Source organism: Oricola thermophila (assembly GCF_013358405.1).
GTDB classification, from domain to species: Bacteria; Pseudomonadota; Alphaproteobacteria; order Rhizobiales; family Rhizobiaceae; genus Oricola; species Oricola thermophila.
Genome location: NZ_CP054836.1, coordinates 1771113 through 1785632 on the forward strand (window position 1 = coordinate 1771113; position 14520 = coordinate 1785632).

13 protein-coding genes are annotated in these 14520 nt (G+C 64.1%); 11 read left to right on the plus strand and 2 right to left on the minus strand.

What is annotated here, in order from left to right:
• The first annotated feature begins 24 nt into the window (after positions 1 to 24).
• Positions 25 to 996, plus strand: a complete 972-nt coding sequence (locus HTY61_RS08600; protein WP_175276400.1) for a magnesium transporter — start codon at positions 25 to 27, stop codon at positions 994 to 996.
• A gap of 21 nt (positions 997 to 1017) precedes the next feature.
• On the opposite strand, the gene HTY61_RS08605 is transcribed toward HTY61_RS08600, so the two are convergent.
• A complete protein-coding gene (locus HTY61_RS08605; protein WP_246272974.1) occupies positions 1018 to 1650 on the minus strand; it encodes a nucleoside triphosphate hydrolase in 633 nt (210 codons plus the stop codon).
• A gap of 143 nt (positions 1651 to 1793) precedes the next feature.
• On the opposite strand from HTY61_RS08605, the gene HTY61_RS08610 reads away from it, so the two are divergent.
• The 5 genes from HTY61_RS08610 (at position 1794) to iolG (ending at position 7365) form a co-directional block, all read left to right on the plus strand.
• On the plus strand, positions 1794 to 2954 hold the full coding sequence (locus HTY61_RS08610; RefSeq protein WP_175276401.1) for a CaiB/BaiF CoA transferase family protein: 1161 nt from the start codon (positions 1794 to 1796) through the stop codon (positions 2952 to 2954).
• A gap of 282 nt (positions 2955 to 3236) precedes the next feature.
• On the plus strand, positions 3237 to 4178 hold the full coding sequence (locus HTY61_RS08615; RefSeq protein ID WP_175276402.1) for a sugar ABC transporter substrate-binding protein: 942 nt from the start codon (positions 3237 to 3239) through the stop codon (positions 4176 to 4178).
• Positions 4179 to 4301: 123 nt separating this feature from the next.
• Positions 4302 to 5444, plus strand: coding sequence for an ABC transporter permease (locus tag HTY61_RS08620; protein WP_175276403.1), 1143 nt, complete (start codon positions 4302 to 4304; stop codon positions 5442 to 5444).
• 1 nt (position 5445) lies between these two features.
• Positions 5446 to 6225 (plus strand): ATP-binding cassette domain-containing protein, encoded by a 780-nt coding sequence (locus tag HTY61_RS08625; protein WP_175276404.1) that lies wholly within the window; start codon positions 5446 to 5448, stop codon positions 6223 to 6225.
• A 135-nt stretch (positions 6226 to 6360) separates the two neighbouring features.
• A complete protein-coding gene (iolG, locus tag HTY61_RS08630) occupies positions 6361 to 7365 on the plus strand; it encodes an inositol 2-dehydrogenase (protein WP_175276405.1) in 1005 nt (334 codons plus the stop codon).
• A gap of 36 nt (positions 7366 to 7401) precedes the next feature.
• On the opposite strand, the gene HTY61_RS08635 is transcribed toward iolG, so the two are convergent.
• On the minus strand, positions 7402 to 8523 hold the full coding sequence (locus HTY61_RS08635; protein WP_175276406.1) for a Gfo/Idh/MocA family protein: 1122 nt from the start codon (positions 8521 to 8523) through the stop codon (positions 7402 to 7404).
• Between the two features lie 99 nt (positions 8524 to 8622).
• Here HTY61_RS08635 and HTY61_RS08640 point away from each other — a divergent pair, with 99 nt between their 5' ends.
• The 5 genes from HTY61_RS08640 to HTY61_RS08660 all read left to right on the plus strand — a co-directional run bounded on the left by HTY61_RS08640 (position 8623) and on the right by HTY61_RS08660 (position 14520).
• Entirely contained in the window at positions 8623 to 9489 is an 867-nt protein-coding gene (locus HTY61_RS08640) for a MurR/RpiR family transcriptional regulator (protein ID WP_175276407.1), read from the plus strand.
• 122 nt (positions 9490 to 9611) lie between these two features.
• Positions 9612 to 11525, plus strand: coding sequence for a bifunctional 5-dehydro-2-deoxygluconokinase/5-dehydro-2-deoxyphosphogluconate aldolase (locus HTY61_RS08645; protein WP_175276408.1), 1914 nt, complete (start codon positions 9612 to 9614; stop codon positions 11523 to 11525).
• A gap of 13 nt (positions 11526 to 11538) precedes the next feature.
• On the plus strand, positions 11539 to 13371 hold the full coding sequence (iolD, locus tag HTY61_RS08650; protein WP_175276409.1) for a 3D-(3,5/4)-trihydroxycyclohexane-1,2-dione acylhydrolase (decyclizing): 1833 nt from the start codon (positions 11539 to 11541) through the stop codon (positions 13369 to 13371).
• Positions 13372 to 13385: 14 nt separating this feature from the next.
• Positions 13386 to 14291 carry a myo-inosose-2 dehydratase gene (iolE, locus tag HTY61_RS08655; RefSeq protein WP_175276410.1) on the plus strand — a complete coding sequence of 302 codons (906 nt, stop codon included), beginning with the start codon at positions 13386 to 13388 and terminating at the stop codon, positions 14289 to 14291.
• Positions 14292 to 14298: 7 nt separating this feature from the next.
• Positions 14299 to 14520 carry a DUF3329 domain-containing protein gene (locus tag HTY61_RS08660; RefSeq protein ID WP_246272975.1) on the plus strand — a complete coding sequence of 74 codons (222 nt, stop codon included), beginning with the start codon at positions 14299 to 14301 and terminating at the stop codon, positions 14518 to 14520.

A 14520-nucleotide genomic window follows, 5' to 3' on the forward strand; every position in this document is an offset into this window, starting at 1 on the left:
CGATTGACCGAAAACCGGAGACCAGTGGGCGCCACCGAGGAAGCGCAACACGAGACAGCCGCCATGCACATGGTGCGCGAGATACCGGTCGCCAGGGCCGATACGACGGTCGACACGGTGATGGCATCCCTGCGCGGCCGAAAGTTCGAATGCGCTGACACGGTGTTCGTCACGGACGATGACGGCCGGCTTGAAGGCATCGTGCGCATCAACGACCTGTTCGCGGATTCCGCCTACCTGATCGGCGACATCATGGAGGAGGTACACGAGGCCGTCCGCCCGGATGACGACCAGGAGGACATCGCCGTCCTTGCCATGGAGCTGGACATGATCGCGGTGCCGGTTGTCGACGATGACGGCAGGCTGCTCGGCGCGGTCCCGCCGGAGGCGCTGCTGCGCATACTGCGCGCCGAGCACATGGAAGACCTGCAGCGCCTTGCCGGCATCAACCCTGCCCGTCCCGGCAGCGAAGTCGGGATCGACGCGCCGCTCGGCAACCGCATTCGCCGCCGCCTGCCCTGGCTGGTCTTCGGCCTGTTCGCCAGCTCGCTTATCACCATCGTGATGGCCGGTTTCGAACATTCGCTGTCGGCCAATGTCGCGGTCGCCTTCTTCGTGCCGGCCATCGTCTACATAGCCGGGGCCATCGGCACGCAGGCCGTATCGGTGGCGGTGCGCGGCCTGCTGGACGACGATGTCAGGATCGGCAAGCTGTTGCGCGGCGAGCTCGTGGTCGGAGCGGGCATCGGCGCAGTCCTGGGACTGATCGCGGCCATGCTCGTGATGGCAAGCTTCGGCGACCACAGGCTGGCGGCGGCTGTCGGGCTGGCAGTGCTCGGCGGCGGTGTCGTCTCGGCGGTGGTCGGCTTCGGCCTTCCATGGGCCTTTACCCGTTTCGGCGCCGATCCGGCGCTTGGCAGCGGCCCGGTCTGCACCATCATCCAGGATGTTTCCAGCCTGCTGATATACTTCACCTTCGTCACACTGCTGCTGTAGGACCCGAGAGACTTCCGCAAATCAGTTTCCGATGCGGAAATCCGCCTCCCCGCTCCGGGCCATGACGAGGCGGGCATTGGGCAGATCGTTTTCCTCCAGCTTTTCAAGTATCCGTTCCGGCGACAGCCGGTAGCCGCGCCAACGCGCTTCCAGCCGCTCCCGCAGCGTTTCCTCCGGTACGTCAAGGAACACCGTCACGTCGAACAGCGACCGCAGAGCCGACCAGGGATCGTCGCGCAGCAGCAGGTAGTTTCCCTCGGTGACGATGACGCGTGCTGAGCGGGGGATCAGCCGCGCACCTGCGCGAGCAATCTCGATGTCACGATCGAAAACCGGGACAGCAACGGCCTCCTCGGCATTCTCGCGCAGCCTTTTCAGCATGTGAGCGTAGCCGCCGACATCGAACGTGTCCGGCGCGCCCTTGCGCGCGCGTCGGCCGAGCCTTTCGAGCAGCATGTCGTCGTAATGGTAGCCGTCCATGGGCAGAATCGCGGCCGCCTCGGGCGCCTTCGCCTCGACAAGCCCGACGAGTCTTTCCGCCAGCGTCGACTTGCCGGAACCCGGTGCGCCGGCGACGGCGACGACAATCCGCCCTTCGCCGGCCCGTTCGATCAGCAAGTCCGCCAGTTCCGGCATTCCGATTTTCCGGGTCACCGCCCTTCCTCCCCGTTTCGCACCTCAGGCAGGTTTACCCGAAGCACACGGCCGTTCAATGCCGGTGACGCGCGCAAGGCGCTGGACAAGGCGCGCCGGCCGGGACATGCAGGACAGAAACCGGAAAACGGAGTCCCACGCACATGCAACCATCCGCTTCCTCCGCACCTCTCGCCGGCCTCCGGGTGCTGGAACTGGCCCGCATTCTCGCGGGGCCGTGGATAGGCCAGACGCTTGCCGATCTCGGCGCCGACGTCATCAAGGTCGAAAGCCCCGAGGGCGACGACACGCGGCGCTGGGGGCCGCCCTTCATAGAGCACGACGGCGAGAAGGCGGCCGCCTATTTCCACGCCTGCAACCGGGGCAAGCGCTCCGTCACAGCCGATTTCCGCAACGAGGACGACCTCGCCCTCGTGCGCCGCCTGGCGGCAGAGGCAGATGTCGTGGTCGAGAACTTCAAGCTGGGCGGGCTTGCCAAATTCGGCCTCGATTACGCCTCCCTGTCGGCGGACAATCCGCGCCTCGTCTACTGCTCCGTGACCGGTTTCGGCCAGGACGGTCCATATGCGCCGCGCGCCGGCTATGACTTCCTGGTCCAGGGCATGAGCGGCATCATGGACCTGACCGGCGACCCGGACGGCGAGCCGCAGAAGGTCGGCGTCGCCTTCGCCGATATCTTCACCGGGCTCTACGGCGTCATCGCCATCCAGGCCGCCCTTGCCGAACGGGAGCGAACCGGCAAGGGCAAGCATGTCGACATGGCGCTTTTGGACTGCTTGACGGGCGTGCTCGCCAACCAGGCAATGAACTACCTCGCCTCCGGGGTCGCACCGCGCAGGATGGGCAATGCGCATCCCAACATCGCGCCCTACCAGACATTCGCAGTGTCCGACGGCTGGGTGATCGTCGCCGTCGGCAATGACGGCCAGTTCGGCCGGCTGTGCGACGTGCTCGGCCTCGAGGGCGTGGCGGACGACCCGCGGTTTGCCACCAATTCCGCGCGCGTGGCGAACCGGTCCGCTCTCGCGGCCATGATCTCGGAAAGAACCGGCGGTTGGCGCCGCGACGACCTGCTGGCGGCGCTGGAGGAAGCTGTCGTTCCCGCAGGACCGATCAACACGGTCGCCGACGTGTTTTCCGACCCCCAGGTTATCCACCGCGGCATGCGCATCGAGCCGGGAGGCGTTCCCGGGGTGCGCACGCCGATCAGCTTTACCGGCGAGCCTGCACCGGTTTCCGATCGCCCCTCGCCGAAACTCGGCGAGCACTCCGCCGAAATCCGGGCAGACGGGTGGAGCCGGTAGGCCGACGCGACGGCAATCGGCAGCCTGTAGCAGCATTTCTTCTTCGGCAGCGAGAACGTGCCGGCCGTTTCACGGTCGCGCGCGGAAAATCACGCTTGACGTTCGGAAACGATATGGAATAGATATTTCATTATTTGATTGCGATGCCAGATGTATTCCATTCAGGCATCGGGGAGGCAATTTTCGAACCGGCGGACAGCACCTCGGTTCTGACGCGCCTTTGAAAGGGCATTCCGGAAAAACCGGGGGCTTCCGGACCCCCACGCAAGCGGAGGAAACCAAATGAAAAAGCTTCTGACAGCAATGGGCGTAGCGGTCGCAATGGCCGCCCAGTTCGTCATGCCTGCGCAAGCGGATGGCGAGCGCTTCGTTCTCGTCAGCCATGCGCCGGACAGCGACAGCTGGTGGAACACCATCAAGAATGCGATCGCGGTAGCCGGCGAACAGATGAACGTCGAGGTCGAGTATCGCAATCCGCCGACCGGCGATCTTGCCGACATGGCCCGTATCATCGAACAGGCGACAGCCTCGAACCCGGACGGCATCATTGCCACCATCGCGGACTACGACGTCCTGTCCGGCCCGCTTTCCAATGCGGTCGCGAAGGGTATTCCAGTCATTACCATCAACTCCGGCACTGAAGAGCAGTCCAAGGCAATCGGCGCGCTTATGCATGTCGGGCAGCCGGAATTTGCCGCTGGCAAGGGCGCGGGCGAAAAGGCCAAGGCAGCCGGCGTCACGAAGTTCCTGTGCGTGAACCACTACATCACCAACCCGGCCTCGGTTGAACGCTGCCAGGGGTACGCCGAGGCGCTCGGCGTCGAGCTCGGCGACCAGATGATCGACAGCGGCCAGGATCCTGCCGAAATCAAGTCCAAAGTCATGGCCTATCTGCAGACCAACCCGGATACCAACGGCATCCTGACGCTTGGCCCGACATCGGCCCATCCGACACTTGCCGCGCTCGACGAGATGGGCAAGGCCGGCACGATCCATTTCGGCACCTTCGACCTGTCGAGCGAAATCGCGGAAGCCATCAAGTCCGATGTCATCGCCTTTGCGATCGACCAGCAGCCCTACCTCCAGGGCTACCTTCCGGTGGTCATCCTGACCAATCTCGCCCGCTATGGCGTGGTCCCCGGCAACTCGATCAATTCCGGCCCCGGCTTCGTGACAAAGGCCAATATCGCCCTGGTCGAGAAATACGCCGGCGAGTACCGCTAGGCCTGCACGCCTCGCGGCGGAGGCGGCTCGTGCCGCCTCCACCGCCTACTCGAACGGAATCAACCGAAATGCTGGCTGGCCCTTCGGCAATGCGAGCACCACTGTGATCGGCAGGAGGATACGATGGCTGACACGGGCGAACAGACAATCGAACAGCTGAAAGAGGAAATACGCGACGAACGCCTGCGCGAGACGTCCCGCCTTCGCAAGATGTTCATCCGTCCCGAACTGGGAGCCATCTGCGGCGCCATACTCGTGTTTGCCTTCTTTCTCGTGGTCGCCGGCGGTAGCGGCATGTTCGCTCCCGAGGGGATCATCAACTGGAGCGTGGTATCGGCGCAGTTCGCCATCATCGCTGTCGGCGCCTGCCTGCTCATGATTGCCGGCGAGTTCGACCTTTCGGTCGGATCGATGATCGGCTTCTCCGGCATTGTCATTGCCCTGATGACGGTCCAATGGGGCCTGCCGGCCTGGTTCGCGATCATCGTCGCCTTCGCGCTCGCGCTCGCGATCGGCGCCCTCAACGGCTACCTCGTCATTAAGACCGGCCTGCCGTCCTTCATCGTTACCCTCGCGTTCCTCTATATCCTGAGGGGTGCGACGATCTACATTTCCATAGCCACCACCCGAAAAACGATCATCGGTGGCGTGCGCGAGGCGGCGGAAGGCGATCCGATCGCCTGGCTATTCGGCGGCAAGCTGTTCTCCGGCCTCTTCGTCTGGCTGTCCGATATCGGCATCGTGGACAAGTTCGTCGCCGGACCCAAGGCCGGCCAGCCCGTGGTGGAAGGCATACCGATGCTGGTGATCTGGGCCATCGCGCTGATCATCTTCGGGCATGTCCTTCTCACGCGTACCAAGTTCGGCAACTGGATCTTCGCCTCCGGCGGCGATTCACAGGCGGCCCGCTATGTGGGCGTGCCCGTGAACCGCGTGAAGATACTGATGTTCATGTTCTCGGCATTCTGCGCCACGGTCTTCGCCACCTGTCAGGTCATGGAGTTCGGTTCGGCAGCTGCGGACCGCGGACTGCTGAAGGAATTCGAGGCGATCATCTCGGTGGTCATAGGCGGTGCGCTCCTCACCGGCGGCTACGGATCGGTGATTGGCGCCGCGCTGGGCGCCCTGATCTTCGGAGTCGTCCAGCAGGGCCTGTTCTTCGCAGGTGTCGAGAGTTCTCTGTTCCGGGTGTTCCTCGGCGTTATCCTGCTGCTCGCCGTCATCCTCAATACCTACATCCGCCGCATGATCACGGGAGAACGCTGACATGTCCGCTCCCCTTGTAGAACTCGTAGACATCGAGAAACATTTCGGCCCGGTCATCGCCCTCAATGGCGTATCCGTGTCAGTGAAGGCCGGAGAATGCCACTGCCTGCTCGGCGACAACGGCGCCGGCAAGTCCACCTTCATCAAGACCATGTCCGGCGTCCACAAGCCGACGCGCGGGAAAATCCTCGTGGACGGCAAGGAACGGACGTTCTCCAGCCCGCGGGACGCCATGCAGGCAGGCATCGCAACGGTTTACCAGGACCTTGCCATGATCCCCCTGATGTCGGTGACGCGGAACTTCTGGATGGGACGGGAACCGGAACGTCGTGTCGGCCCGATCAAGGTCTTCGATTTTCGCGAGGCCAACGAGATCACCATGAACGAAATGGCGAAGATGGGCATCCATCTGCGGTCCCCCGACCAGGCCGTCGGCACACTGTCTGGAGGCGAGCGCCAGACTGTCGCGATCGCTCGTGCGGTCTATTTCGGCGCGCGGGTATTGATCCTCGACGAGCCGACCTCGGCACTCGGCGTACGCCAGACATCCAATGTGCTGGCCACCATCGACAAGGTCCGCAAGAACGGTATCGGTATCGTATTCATCACACACAATGTTCGCCATGCCATGGCCGTGGGAGACCGCTTCACCGTGCTCAACCGCGGCAAGACACTCGGAACCGCCCAACGCGGGGAAATCACCGCGGAGGAGCTTCAGGACATGATGGCGGGTGGCCAGGAACTGGCGCAACTGGAGGGATCGCTCGGCGGAACGGTCTGACCCCTTGTATCTGCGGCGGGACCCGCAAATATTTCAGGGCCACGGCGGGACGGGATGCGTGCCCGCCCGGCACCAGCAAGCTGCACCACTCTCCGCCGGTCCCATCGTTTCCGGCAACCAGATGGAAGCACAGACATGACACTTCGCTTCGGACTTCTTGGCGCGGGCCGCATCGGCAAGGTCCATGCCCGGGCCGTCACGTCCAATCCTGACGCGCGACTTGTTGCGGTCGCAGACGCATTCGAGGCGGCGGCCAGGGCCGTTGCGGACCAGTACGGTTGCGAAATTCGCACGATCGAGCAGATCGAGGCGGCCGACGATATCGACGCTGTCGTGATCTGCACACCGACCAATACCCATGCCGACCTGATCGAGCGGTTCGCGCGCGCCGGCAAGGCCATCTTCTGCGAGAAGCCGATCGACCTGTCGCTTGAGCGCGTGCGGCAGTGCCTGGATGTTGTCGAGACGACCGGCGCGAAGCTGATGATCGGCTTCAACCGCCGTTTCGATCCGCATTTCTCGGCGGTCAGGAATGCCATCGAAAGCGGCCGGATAGGCGATGTCGAGATGGTTCAGATCATCTCGCGCGATCCCGGCGCGCCACCGGCCGATTATATCAAGGCGTCGGGCGGCATCTTCCGGGACATGACGATCCACGATTTCGACATGGCGCGCTTCATGCTCGGCGAAGAGCCGGTCAGTGTTCTGGCAACAGGCTCGATCCTGACCGACCCGGAAATCGGCACACTCGGCGACTTCGACAGTGCATCCGTCATCCTGATGACCGAGAGCGGCAAGCATTGCTCGATCTCGAACTCGAGACGCGCAACCTATGGCTACGACCAACGCGTCGAGGTGCACGGTTCGAAAGGCGCCGTGGCGGCCGAGAACGAGCGCCCGGTGCTGATCGAGGTCGCAAATGCCGACGGCTATACCCGGCCGCCGCTGCACGATTTCTTCATGACACGCTATGTCGCGGCCTATGCCGCGGAGATCGCGACGTTCGTCTCCGTCGTCCGAGACGGCGAGGCACCATCGCCCAGCGGTCAGGACGGACTGATGGCGCTGGCTCTCGCCGAAGCTGCGGTTCGCTCGGCCACGGAAGGCCGCGCCGTCCGCGTGGACGAAATCCTTAACTGATCCGCAGGTGCCGCCGGCGACGGCGGCGCCCTCTTCTCAGTCGTAGTCGATATCGACCCAGCCGCCCCCGTCATGGGCGGCGGCCATTGCATGCACCGCGCGCTCGATCTCCACGCCCTTCTCGAAGTCGATAACATGCGCCCCGTCGCCTGCCATGGCAGCGAGGACCTGGCGGCATTCAATGACCTTGAGATCGTTGAACCCCAGCCCGTGACCGGGTGCCGGCAGGAAGCGCTCATAGGGCGGATGGGACGGCCCGGCCAGGATGGTAGTGTAGCCGGCATCCACGGCATCGACGCCGGCGCGATAGACCTGCACCTCGTTCATGCGTTCCTGATCGAACAGTATCGAGCCATTCGACCCGAATATCTGGAGCGCGATGCGCCCCTTGCGCCCCCAAGCGGCGCGGTTGACCATCAGCACGCCCGAAGCCCCCTGCTCCAGGCGGAACAGGACGCTGGCGATGTCATGCGTCTCGACCGCGCGCCTTCCCCCTTCCCTCAGGGGCCGGTCGGGATAGGGTTTCGCCATGTCGGCCGATACCCGTGCGATCCGGCCGAACAGCGTCCAGATGAGAGACATCGGATGGACCGCGAAATCATCGAGCGCGCCATAGCCCGACGACGCCTCGCTCTTCCAGTAGAAAAGCGCGTCCGGGTCGGCCATGAAATCCTCGTCCATCTCGACGCGGACGTGATTGACTTCGCCGATCGCCCCGTCGGCGAGAAGCTTCCCGATCTGCCTCACAACCGGATTCTGTATGTAGTTATACCCGAGGATGGCCGCCCTGCCCGCCTCGCGCGCCGCCTCGCGCATGGCAACGGCATCGTCGAATCCCGGGGCCATCGGCTTCTCGCACCAGACGTGCTTTCCGGCCTTCAATGCCGCAATCGCCATTTCGGGATGGAACGCGTTCGGCGCCGTCACCGAGATCACGTCGACCTCGGGATCGGAAAGCAAGTCGCGCCAGTCGCCTGTCGCCCTGGAGAAGCCGAATGCCGCGGCCTTCTCCCGCGCCAGTCCCGCGTTGACCTCGGCCAGGTGCACGAGCCTGATCTCGGGGCAATCCCCGAAGACGGGCCCGACCGCATTCCATGCAAGCGCATGGCATTTGCCCATGTAGCCCGTTCCGATTAGACCGATTCCGACGGATTGCATCACGCCTCCCCCGTATCCGGCCGCGCCGGATGCGCCGCTTGTTGCAGATCATACCAAGTTATGGAATATTTGTTTCATCCAATCGGAAACAGGTCAAGAATGAATCAATCGGCGTCCAAGGCAAACACGGCATCCTCGAACCGCATTCCGCCACGAAACTTCGAAGCCCTGCGCGACCACATCGCCGCCAGCCAGGAAAGCCTGCCGAAGCGGCTTGCACAGGCCGCACGCCATGCCCTCGCCCACCCGGACGACATCGCGCTCGGCACTGCCGCCAGCATCGCGGACGCCGCCGACGTGCAACCGTCGACGCTGGTTCGGCTCGCCCGCCATCTGGGCTATGACGGCTTCACCGATTTCCAGAGCGTTTTCCGCGAACGGCTCAAGAACCGCGCGTCGTCCTACGAGGAAAGGCTGCAGAACATCCAGAAGGGAATTACGGGCGACTCCTACGAGGGCGCCCTGCTCAGCGGCTTCCTTTCGGCCGCGCGGCAATCCATCGACTCGCTTTCGGAGGCGATCAACCCGGCGGAATTCGCCCGCTGCGTCAGCGTCCTTGCCGATGCGGAGATCATCTACATCGTCGCCAGGCGGCGTGCCTACCCTCTCGCGGCGCTGATGTCCTATTCGTTCGGAAAACTCGGCATACGGAACATCACCATCGATTCCGCCAACGGCGTTGACGACGAGATCGTTCAGATGGCGACGCAGAAGGACGCGGCCATCGCATGTTCCTTCGCGCCCTACGCGCCAGCCACCGTGGAACATGCGCAGGCGCTGGCCCGTGCCGGCGTACCCCTCGTCGGGATCACCGACACCGCGCTCTCGCCGCTTTCGGCCTGCGCGACCCACTGGCTGGAAGTGTCCGAGCACGATTTCGCGGGCTTCCGGTCGCTGTCGGCGAGCATGGCGCTCACAATGGCCCTGCCCGTCGCCGTTGCAGAGCGCCGCCGTCTGGGAACATGACCGACCGGACCGGCTCCGCCAGGCGCACGATAACGTTCGTTTCGTATTGACATAAAAATGGAACATATGTTTCATTCTGGCATCGAGGCGGCAGAAACAATCATGCTTGCCGGAGGAAACCGATGCCCGCAAAAAACACCGACAGGCTGGACGTCATCACGATTGGCCGCTCTTCGGTCGACCTGTACGGCCAGCAGGTGGGCGGACGGCTCGAGGACATGGCGTCCTTTGCAAAATATATCGGGGGGTCGCCAACGAACATCGCCGCCGGCAGCGCACGGCTGGGGCTGAAGTCCGCATTGATCACGCGGGTCGGCGACGAACACATGGGCCGCTTCATCCGCGAACAGCTGGAAAAGGAGGGCGTCGACACGTCGGGTATCGTGACCGACCCGGAGCGGCTGACAGCGCTTGTCCTGCTCGGCATCCGCGACCAGGAAAGGTTTCCACTGATCTTCTACCGCGAGAACTGCGCGGACATGGCACTGTGCGAGGACGACATCGATCCGGAATTCATCGGACGCGCCCGCTCGGTCTGCGCCACCGGAACCCACCTCTCGCACCCCCGGACCGAGGCCGCGGTGCTTAAAGCACTGCGCCTTGCACGCGAATTCGGCGCGAAGACCGCGCTCGACATCGACTACCGTCCCAATCTCTGGGGGCTCGCCGGCCACGACGCCGGAGAGAGCCGCTACATCGCCTCCAAGGCGGTAACCAGGAAACTGCGATCGACCCTGCATCTTTTCGACCTCATCGTCGGCACCGAGGAGGAATTCCACATCGCGGGCGGCTCCACGGACACGCTCGAAGCCCTGAAGGCGGTTCGCGAGGTTTCGGATGCCACGCTCGTCTGCAAGCGCGGCGCGCAGGGCGCCGTTGCCTTCGAGGGACCGATTCCGCCAAGCCTCGACGACGGACAGACCGGCCCGGGCTTCCCGATCGAGGTGTTCAACGTGCTGGGCGCCGGCGACGGCTTCATGAGCGGCCTTCTGAAGGGCTGGCTCACCGGAGAGGACTGGTCGACATCGCTCAAATACGCCAATGCCTGCGGTGCCTTCGCCGTGTCGCGCCATGGCTGCACCCCGGCCTATCCGTCCTGGACCGAACTGCAATATTTCCTCGAGACCGGCATCCGCAACCCGGCACTGCGCAAGGACGAAAAGCTGGAGCAGGTGCACTGGGCCACGAACCGCAAGGGCGACTGGTCCACCATGCGCGTATTCGCCTTCGACCACCGGATGCAGCTCGAAGCGATAGCCGACGAGGCCGGCGTGGACCATTCGCGCATCGGAGATTTCAAGCGGCTCTGCCTGCGCGCCGCGAAAAAGGTGGCCGGCGGCAGAAATGGCTATGGCATTCTGTGCGACAGCCGGCTCGGACGCGATGCGCTATACGAAGCCGCCGGCTCGGGCCTGTGGATCGGCCGCCCGGTGGAATTGCCCGGATCGAGGCCTCTCGAACTGGAGCCCGAAATCGGTCCCGATTGCGGCGGGCTCGTGGAATGGCCCTTGGAACATGTCGTCAAGGTGCTGTGCTTCTACCATCCGGACGACGATGCCGCCACGAAAGCCGCCCAGGAGGACACTGTCCGGCGCCTGTTCGCGGCCGCGCGGCGCAACCGCCTCGAGATGCTGCTGGAAATCATCCCCTCGAAGGTCGGCCCCGTCGATGAGACGACAACGGCAAGAGTCATCGAACGCTTCTACGAGATCGGCATCTATCCGGACTGGTGGAAACTCGAACCGATGCAGACTGACGCCGAATGGGTCAACGCCTGCGCGGCAATCGAGCGGCACGACCGGCACACGCGCGGCATTGTCGTGCTGGGACTGGACGCCCCGGCGGAAGAGCTGGAGAGAAGCTTTGCAAGCGCAGCACGGCACGACCTCGTAAAGGGGTTCGCGGTAGGAAGGACGATTTTCGCCGAAGCCGCCCGCGAATGGTTCGCCGGCCGCTTTTCCGACGATGGCGCCGTCACGGCAATGGTGGAAAGATACGGCTCGCTCTGCGATGCTTGGGACAGGGCGCGGAGCTGAAGGGAGGATCAGGATGAAGACGGTTCGGCTGACTGCCGCCCAGGCGCTGGTACGGTATCTATCCAACCAGTTCAACGAGGATGGCGAACGGTTCCTCGCCGGCTGCTGGGCGATATTCGGGCACGGGAATGTGGCTGGTCTCGGCGAGGCACTCCATGCCGCCCGCGACACGTTCCCGACCTGGCGCGGGCACAACGAGCAGACCATGGCCCATGCCGCGATCGCATATGCCAAGCAGCTTGGGCGTCGCCGCGCCATGGCAGTCACCTCCTCCATCGGGCCCGGCGCGACCAACATGGTCACCGCCGCGGCGCTCGCCCATGTCAACCGCCTTCCGGTACTGCTCATCCCGGGCGACGTCTTTGCCGATCGAGGCCCCGATCCCGTGCTCCAGCAGGTCGAGGACTTCAACGACGGCACGGTCTCGGCAAATGACTGCTTCCGCCCGGTCAGCCGCTATTTCGACCGTATCACCCGCCCGGAACAACTTCTCACGGCCCTGCCCCGCGCGATGCGTACCATGACCGATCCGGCCGACTGCGGCCCGGTAACGCTGGCCTTCTGCCAGGACGTGCAGGCGGAAGCCCATGACTGGCCGGAGAGTTTCTTCGAGAAGAAGACCTGGTACCAGCGTCGCCCGGCGCCCGACCCGCGCGAGCTGGAAGCTGCGGCTGAGGCAATCCGCGCAGCAAGGAAGCCCGTCATTGTAGCCGGCGGCGGCGTGCACTATTCCGGTGCCTGCGACGCACTCAGGTCATTCGTCGAGGCACTCAACATTCCGGTCACGGAGACCCAGGCCGGCAAGTCGGCCCTGCCCTGGGATCATCCGCTGAACATGGGACCGATCGGCGTCACCGGCGCCGCGAGCGCCAACACGGTCGCGGAAAATGCAGATCTGGTCATCGGTGTCGGAACCCGCTTCCAGGATTTCACCACCGGCTCGTGGGCACTGTTCAGGAATCCGGAGCGACGTATCCTGGCGCTCAATGTGCAGCCCTACGACAGCTTCAAGCACGACGCCCTGCCACTGGTGGCGGATGCGCGCGACGGCCTGCAGGCGCTTGGCGCGGCGCTGAAGGGCCACCGCTTCGACGCTCCGCCGGAAACGCTCAAGCGCGACTGGTTCGCTGCCGCCGATGCCGTGACCGCCCCGCCCGCACCGGACGACAACGCGCTGCCGACCGACATGCAGGTTATCGGCGCGGTGCAGCGCGCAGCACGCGAGAACACCGTCGTCATGTGCGCCGCCGGCACCATGCCGGGCGAGCTGCACAAGCTCTGGAAGGCCGGACGGCCGATGTCCTACCACATGGAATACGGCTATTCCTGCATGGGCTACGAGATTGCCGGGGGCATGGGCATCAAGATGGCGGAACCGGACCGCGACGTGATTGTCATGGTCGGCGACGGCTCATACATGATGGCCAATTCCGAGTTGGCAACTGCCGCGATGATGGGCATCAAGATCACGGTCATCGTCACCGACAATCGCGGCTTCGGCTGCATCAACCGGCTGCAAATGGCGACCGGCGGCGCGGAATTCAACAACCTGCTCGACCATGCCCGCCACGAGATGCCATCGCATATCGACTTCGTGGCCCATGCAGGCGCGATGGGCGCCGATGCGAGGAAGGCCGGCTCCATCGCGGAACTGGAAAACGCGCTGACCGAAGCGCGCGATGCAAAGGGGCCGACGGTCATCGTCATCGACACCGATCCCTACCCCTCCACCGAGGCCGGCGGCCACTGGTGGGATGTCGCGGTGCCCGAGGTTTCCGGGCGTGAACAGGTGCGCGCCGCCCGCAAGAGGTACGAGTCCAACCGCAAGGCGCAGCGCGCCGACTGACACCGAGGGCACGAATGAGCGTGACGATCGGCATATCCCCGATTGCCTGGCAGAACGACGACCTGCCGGAGATGACCGCCGGATACACCATGGAGCAGGCGCTGAAGGAAGCGCGCGAGATCGGCTATACCGGAGTTGAACGCGGTCGCCGCATGCCGCAGGACACCGAGGGCCTGCGAAAATATCTGGAAGAGTTCGACATCGCGCTTTGCGGTGGCTGGTGCTCGGGCAATCTGCTGGTCAACGACGTGGCGACCGAACGTGAGGCCATTCGCCAACAGGTCGAGCAGTTCGCCGCCCTGCGCGCGCCCTGCATCGTCTACGCGGAATGCTCCAACACCGTCCAGGGCGACATATCGGTGCCGGTCAACGATCGCCCCAGGCTGTCCCGCGACGAGGTCTTCGCCTATGGCCGGAAGCTGAGCGAACTTGCCAAATGGACAAGGGACCAGGGGGTCGTGCTCGCCTATCACCACCACATGGGTTCCTTCATCGAGGCCGAGGAGGAGATCGACTGGCTGATGGAGGCGTCGACGCCCGAAGTCACGCTATGCTTCGACACCGGCCACCTGCTGTTCGGCGGCGGCGACGTGATGGCGACGCTGACACGCTGGAGCGACCGCGTGCACCATGTCCATTTCAAGGACATACGCCCGGACGTGGTGAAGGACGTGCGGGAGACCGACAAGAGTTTCCTCGACGCCGTGATCGCCGGCGCGTTCACCGTTCCGGGCGACGGCTGCATCGACTTCCAGGCGGTCGCCGACCATCTGAAGGAAACCGGCTATGACGGCTGGATCGTCGTGGAGGCCGAGCAGGATCCGGCCAAGGCACCACCGTACGAATATTCGAAAATGGGTTATGAAGAGATTCTGAGGGTCTGCGCCAGGGCCGGCATTGACGTCTCGGACAAACCATGAGGACCGGATGACCCAAGGCATGTTCGACTTCAACAATCCGTTCTACCGCCCGCTCTGGAAACGGGTCGCAGTTGTCGCGCTGCCGGGGACATGGGGTGCTTTCGAGTTCGTGGCCGGTTCGCCGTTCTGGGGCGTCCTGTTCTGCGGTGCAGCCGCACTGGCCTTCCACGGGTTGTTCATCGCATTTGAACCGCGCGACACTGACGTGGACAGCAAAGACGAGGAGTAG

Excerpts from the sequence above, each read along its gene's own strand:
- HTY61_RS08610 (WP_175276401.1), top strand. The coding sequence starts at position 1,794 with ATGCAACCATCCGCTTCCTCCGCACCTCTCGCCGGCCTCCGGGTGCTG.
- HTY61_RS08615 (WP_175276402.1), top strand. The coding sequence starts at position 3,237 with ATGAAAAAGCTTCTGACAGCAATGGGCGTAGCGGTCGCAATGGCCGCC.
- HTY61_RS08620 (WP_175276403.1), top strand. The coding sequence starts at position 4,302 with ATGGCTGACACGGGCGAACAGACAATCGAACAGCTGAAAGAGGAAATA.
- HTY61_RS08625 (WP_175276404.1), top strand. The coding sequence starts at position 5,446 with ATGTCCGCTCCCCTTGTAGAACTCGTAGACATCGAGAAACATTTCGGC.
- iolG (WP_175276405.1), top strand. The coding sequence starts at position 6,361 with ATGACACTTCGCTTCGGACTTCTTGGCGCGGGCCGCATCGGCAAGGTC.
- HTY61_RS08635 (WP_175276406.1), bottom strand. The coding sequence starts at position 8,523 with ATGCAATCCGTCGGAATCGGTCTAATCGGAACGGGCTACATGGGCAAA.
- HTY61_RS08640 (WP_175276407.1), top strand. The coding sequence starts at position 8,623 with ATGAATCAATCGGCGTCCAAGGCAAACACGGCATCCTCGAACCGCATT.
- HTY61_RS08645 (WP_175276408.1), top strand. The coding sequence starts at position 9,612 with ATGCCCGCAAAAAACACCGACAGGCTGGACGTCATCACGATTGGCCGC.
- iolD (WP_175276409.1), top strand. The coding sequence starts at position 11,539 with ATGAAGACGGTTCGGCTGACTGCCGCCCAGGCGCTGGTACGGTATCTA.
- iolE (WP_175276410.1), top strand. The coding sequence starts at position 13,386 with ATGAGCGTGACGATCGGCATATCCCCGATTGCCTGGCAGAACGACGAC.
- HTY61_RS08660 (WP_246272975.1), top strand. The coding sequence starts at position 14,299 with ATGACCCAAGGCATGTTCGACTTCAACAATCCGTTCTACCGCCCGCTC.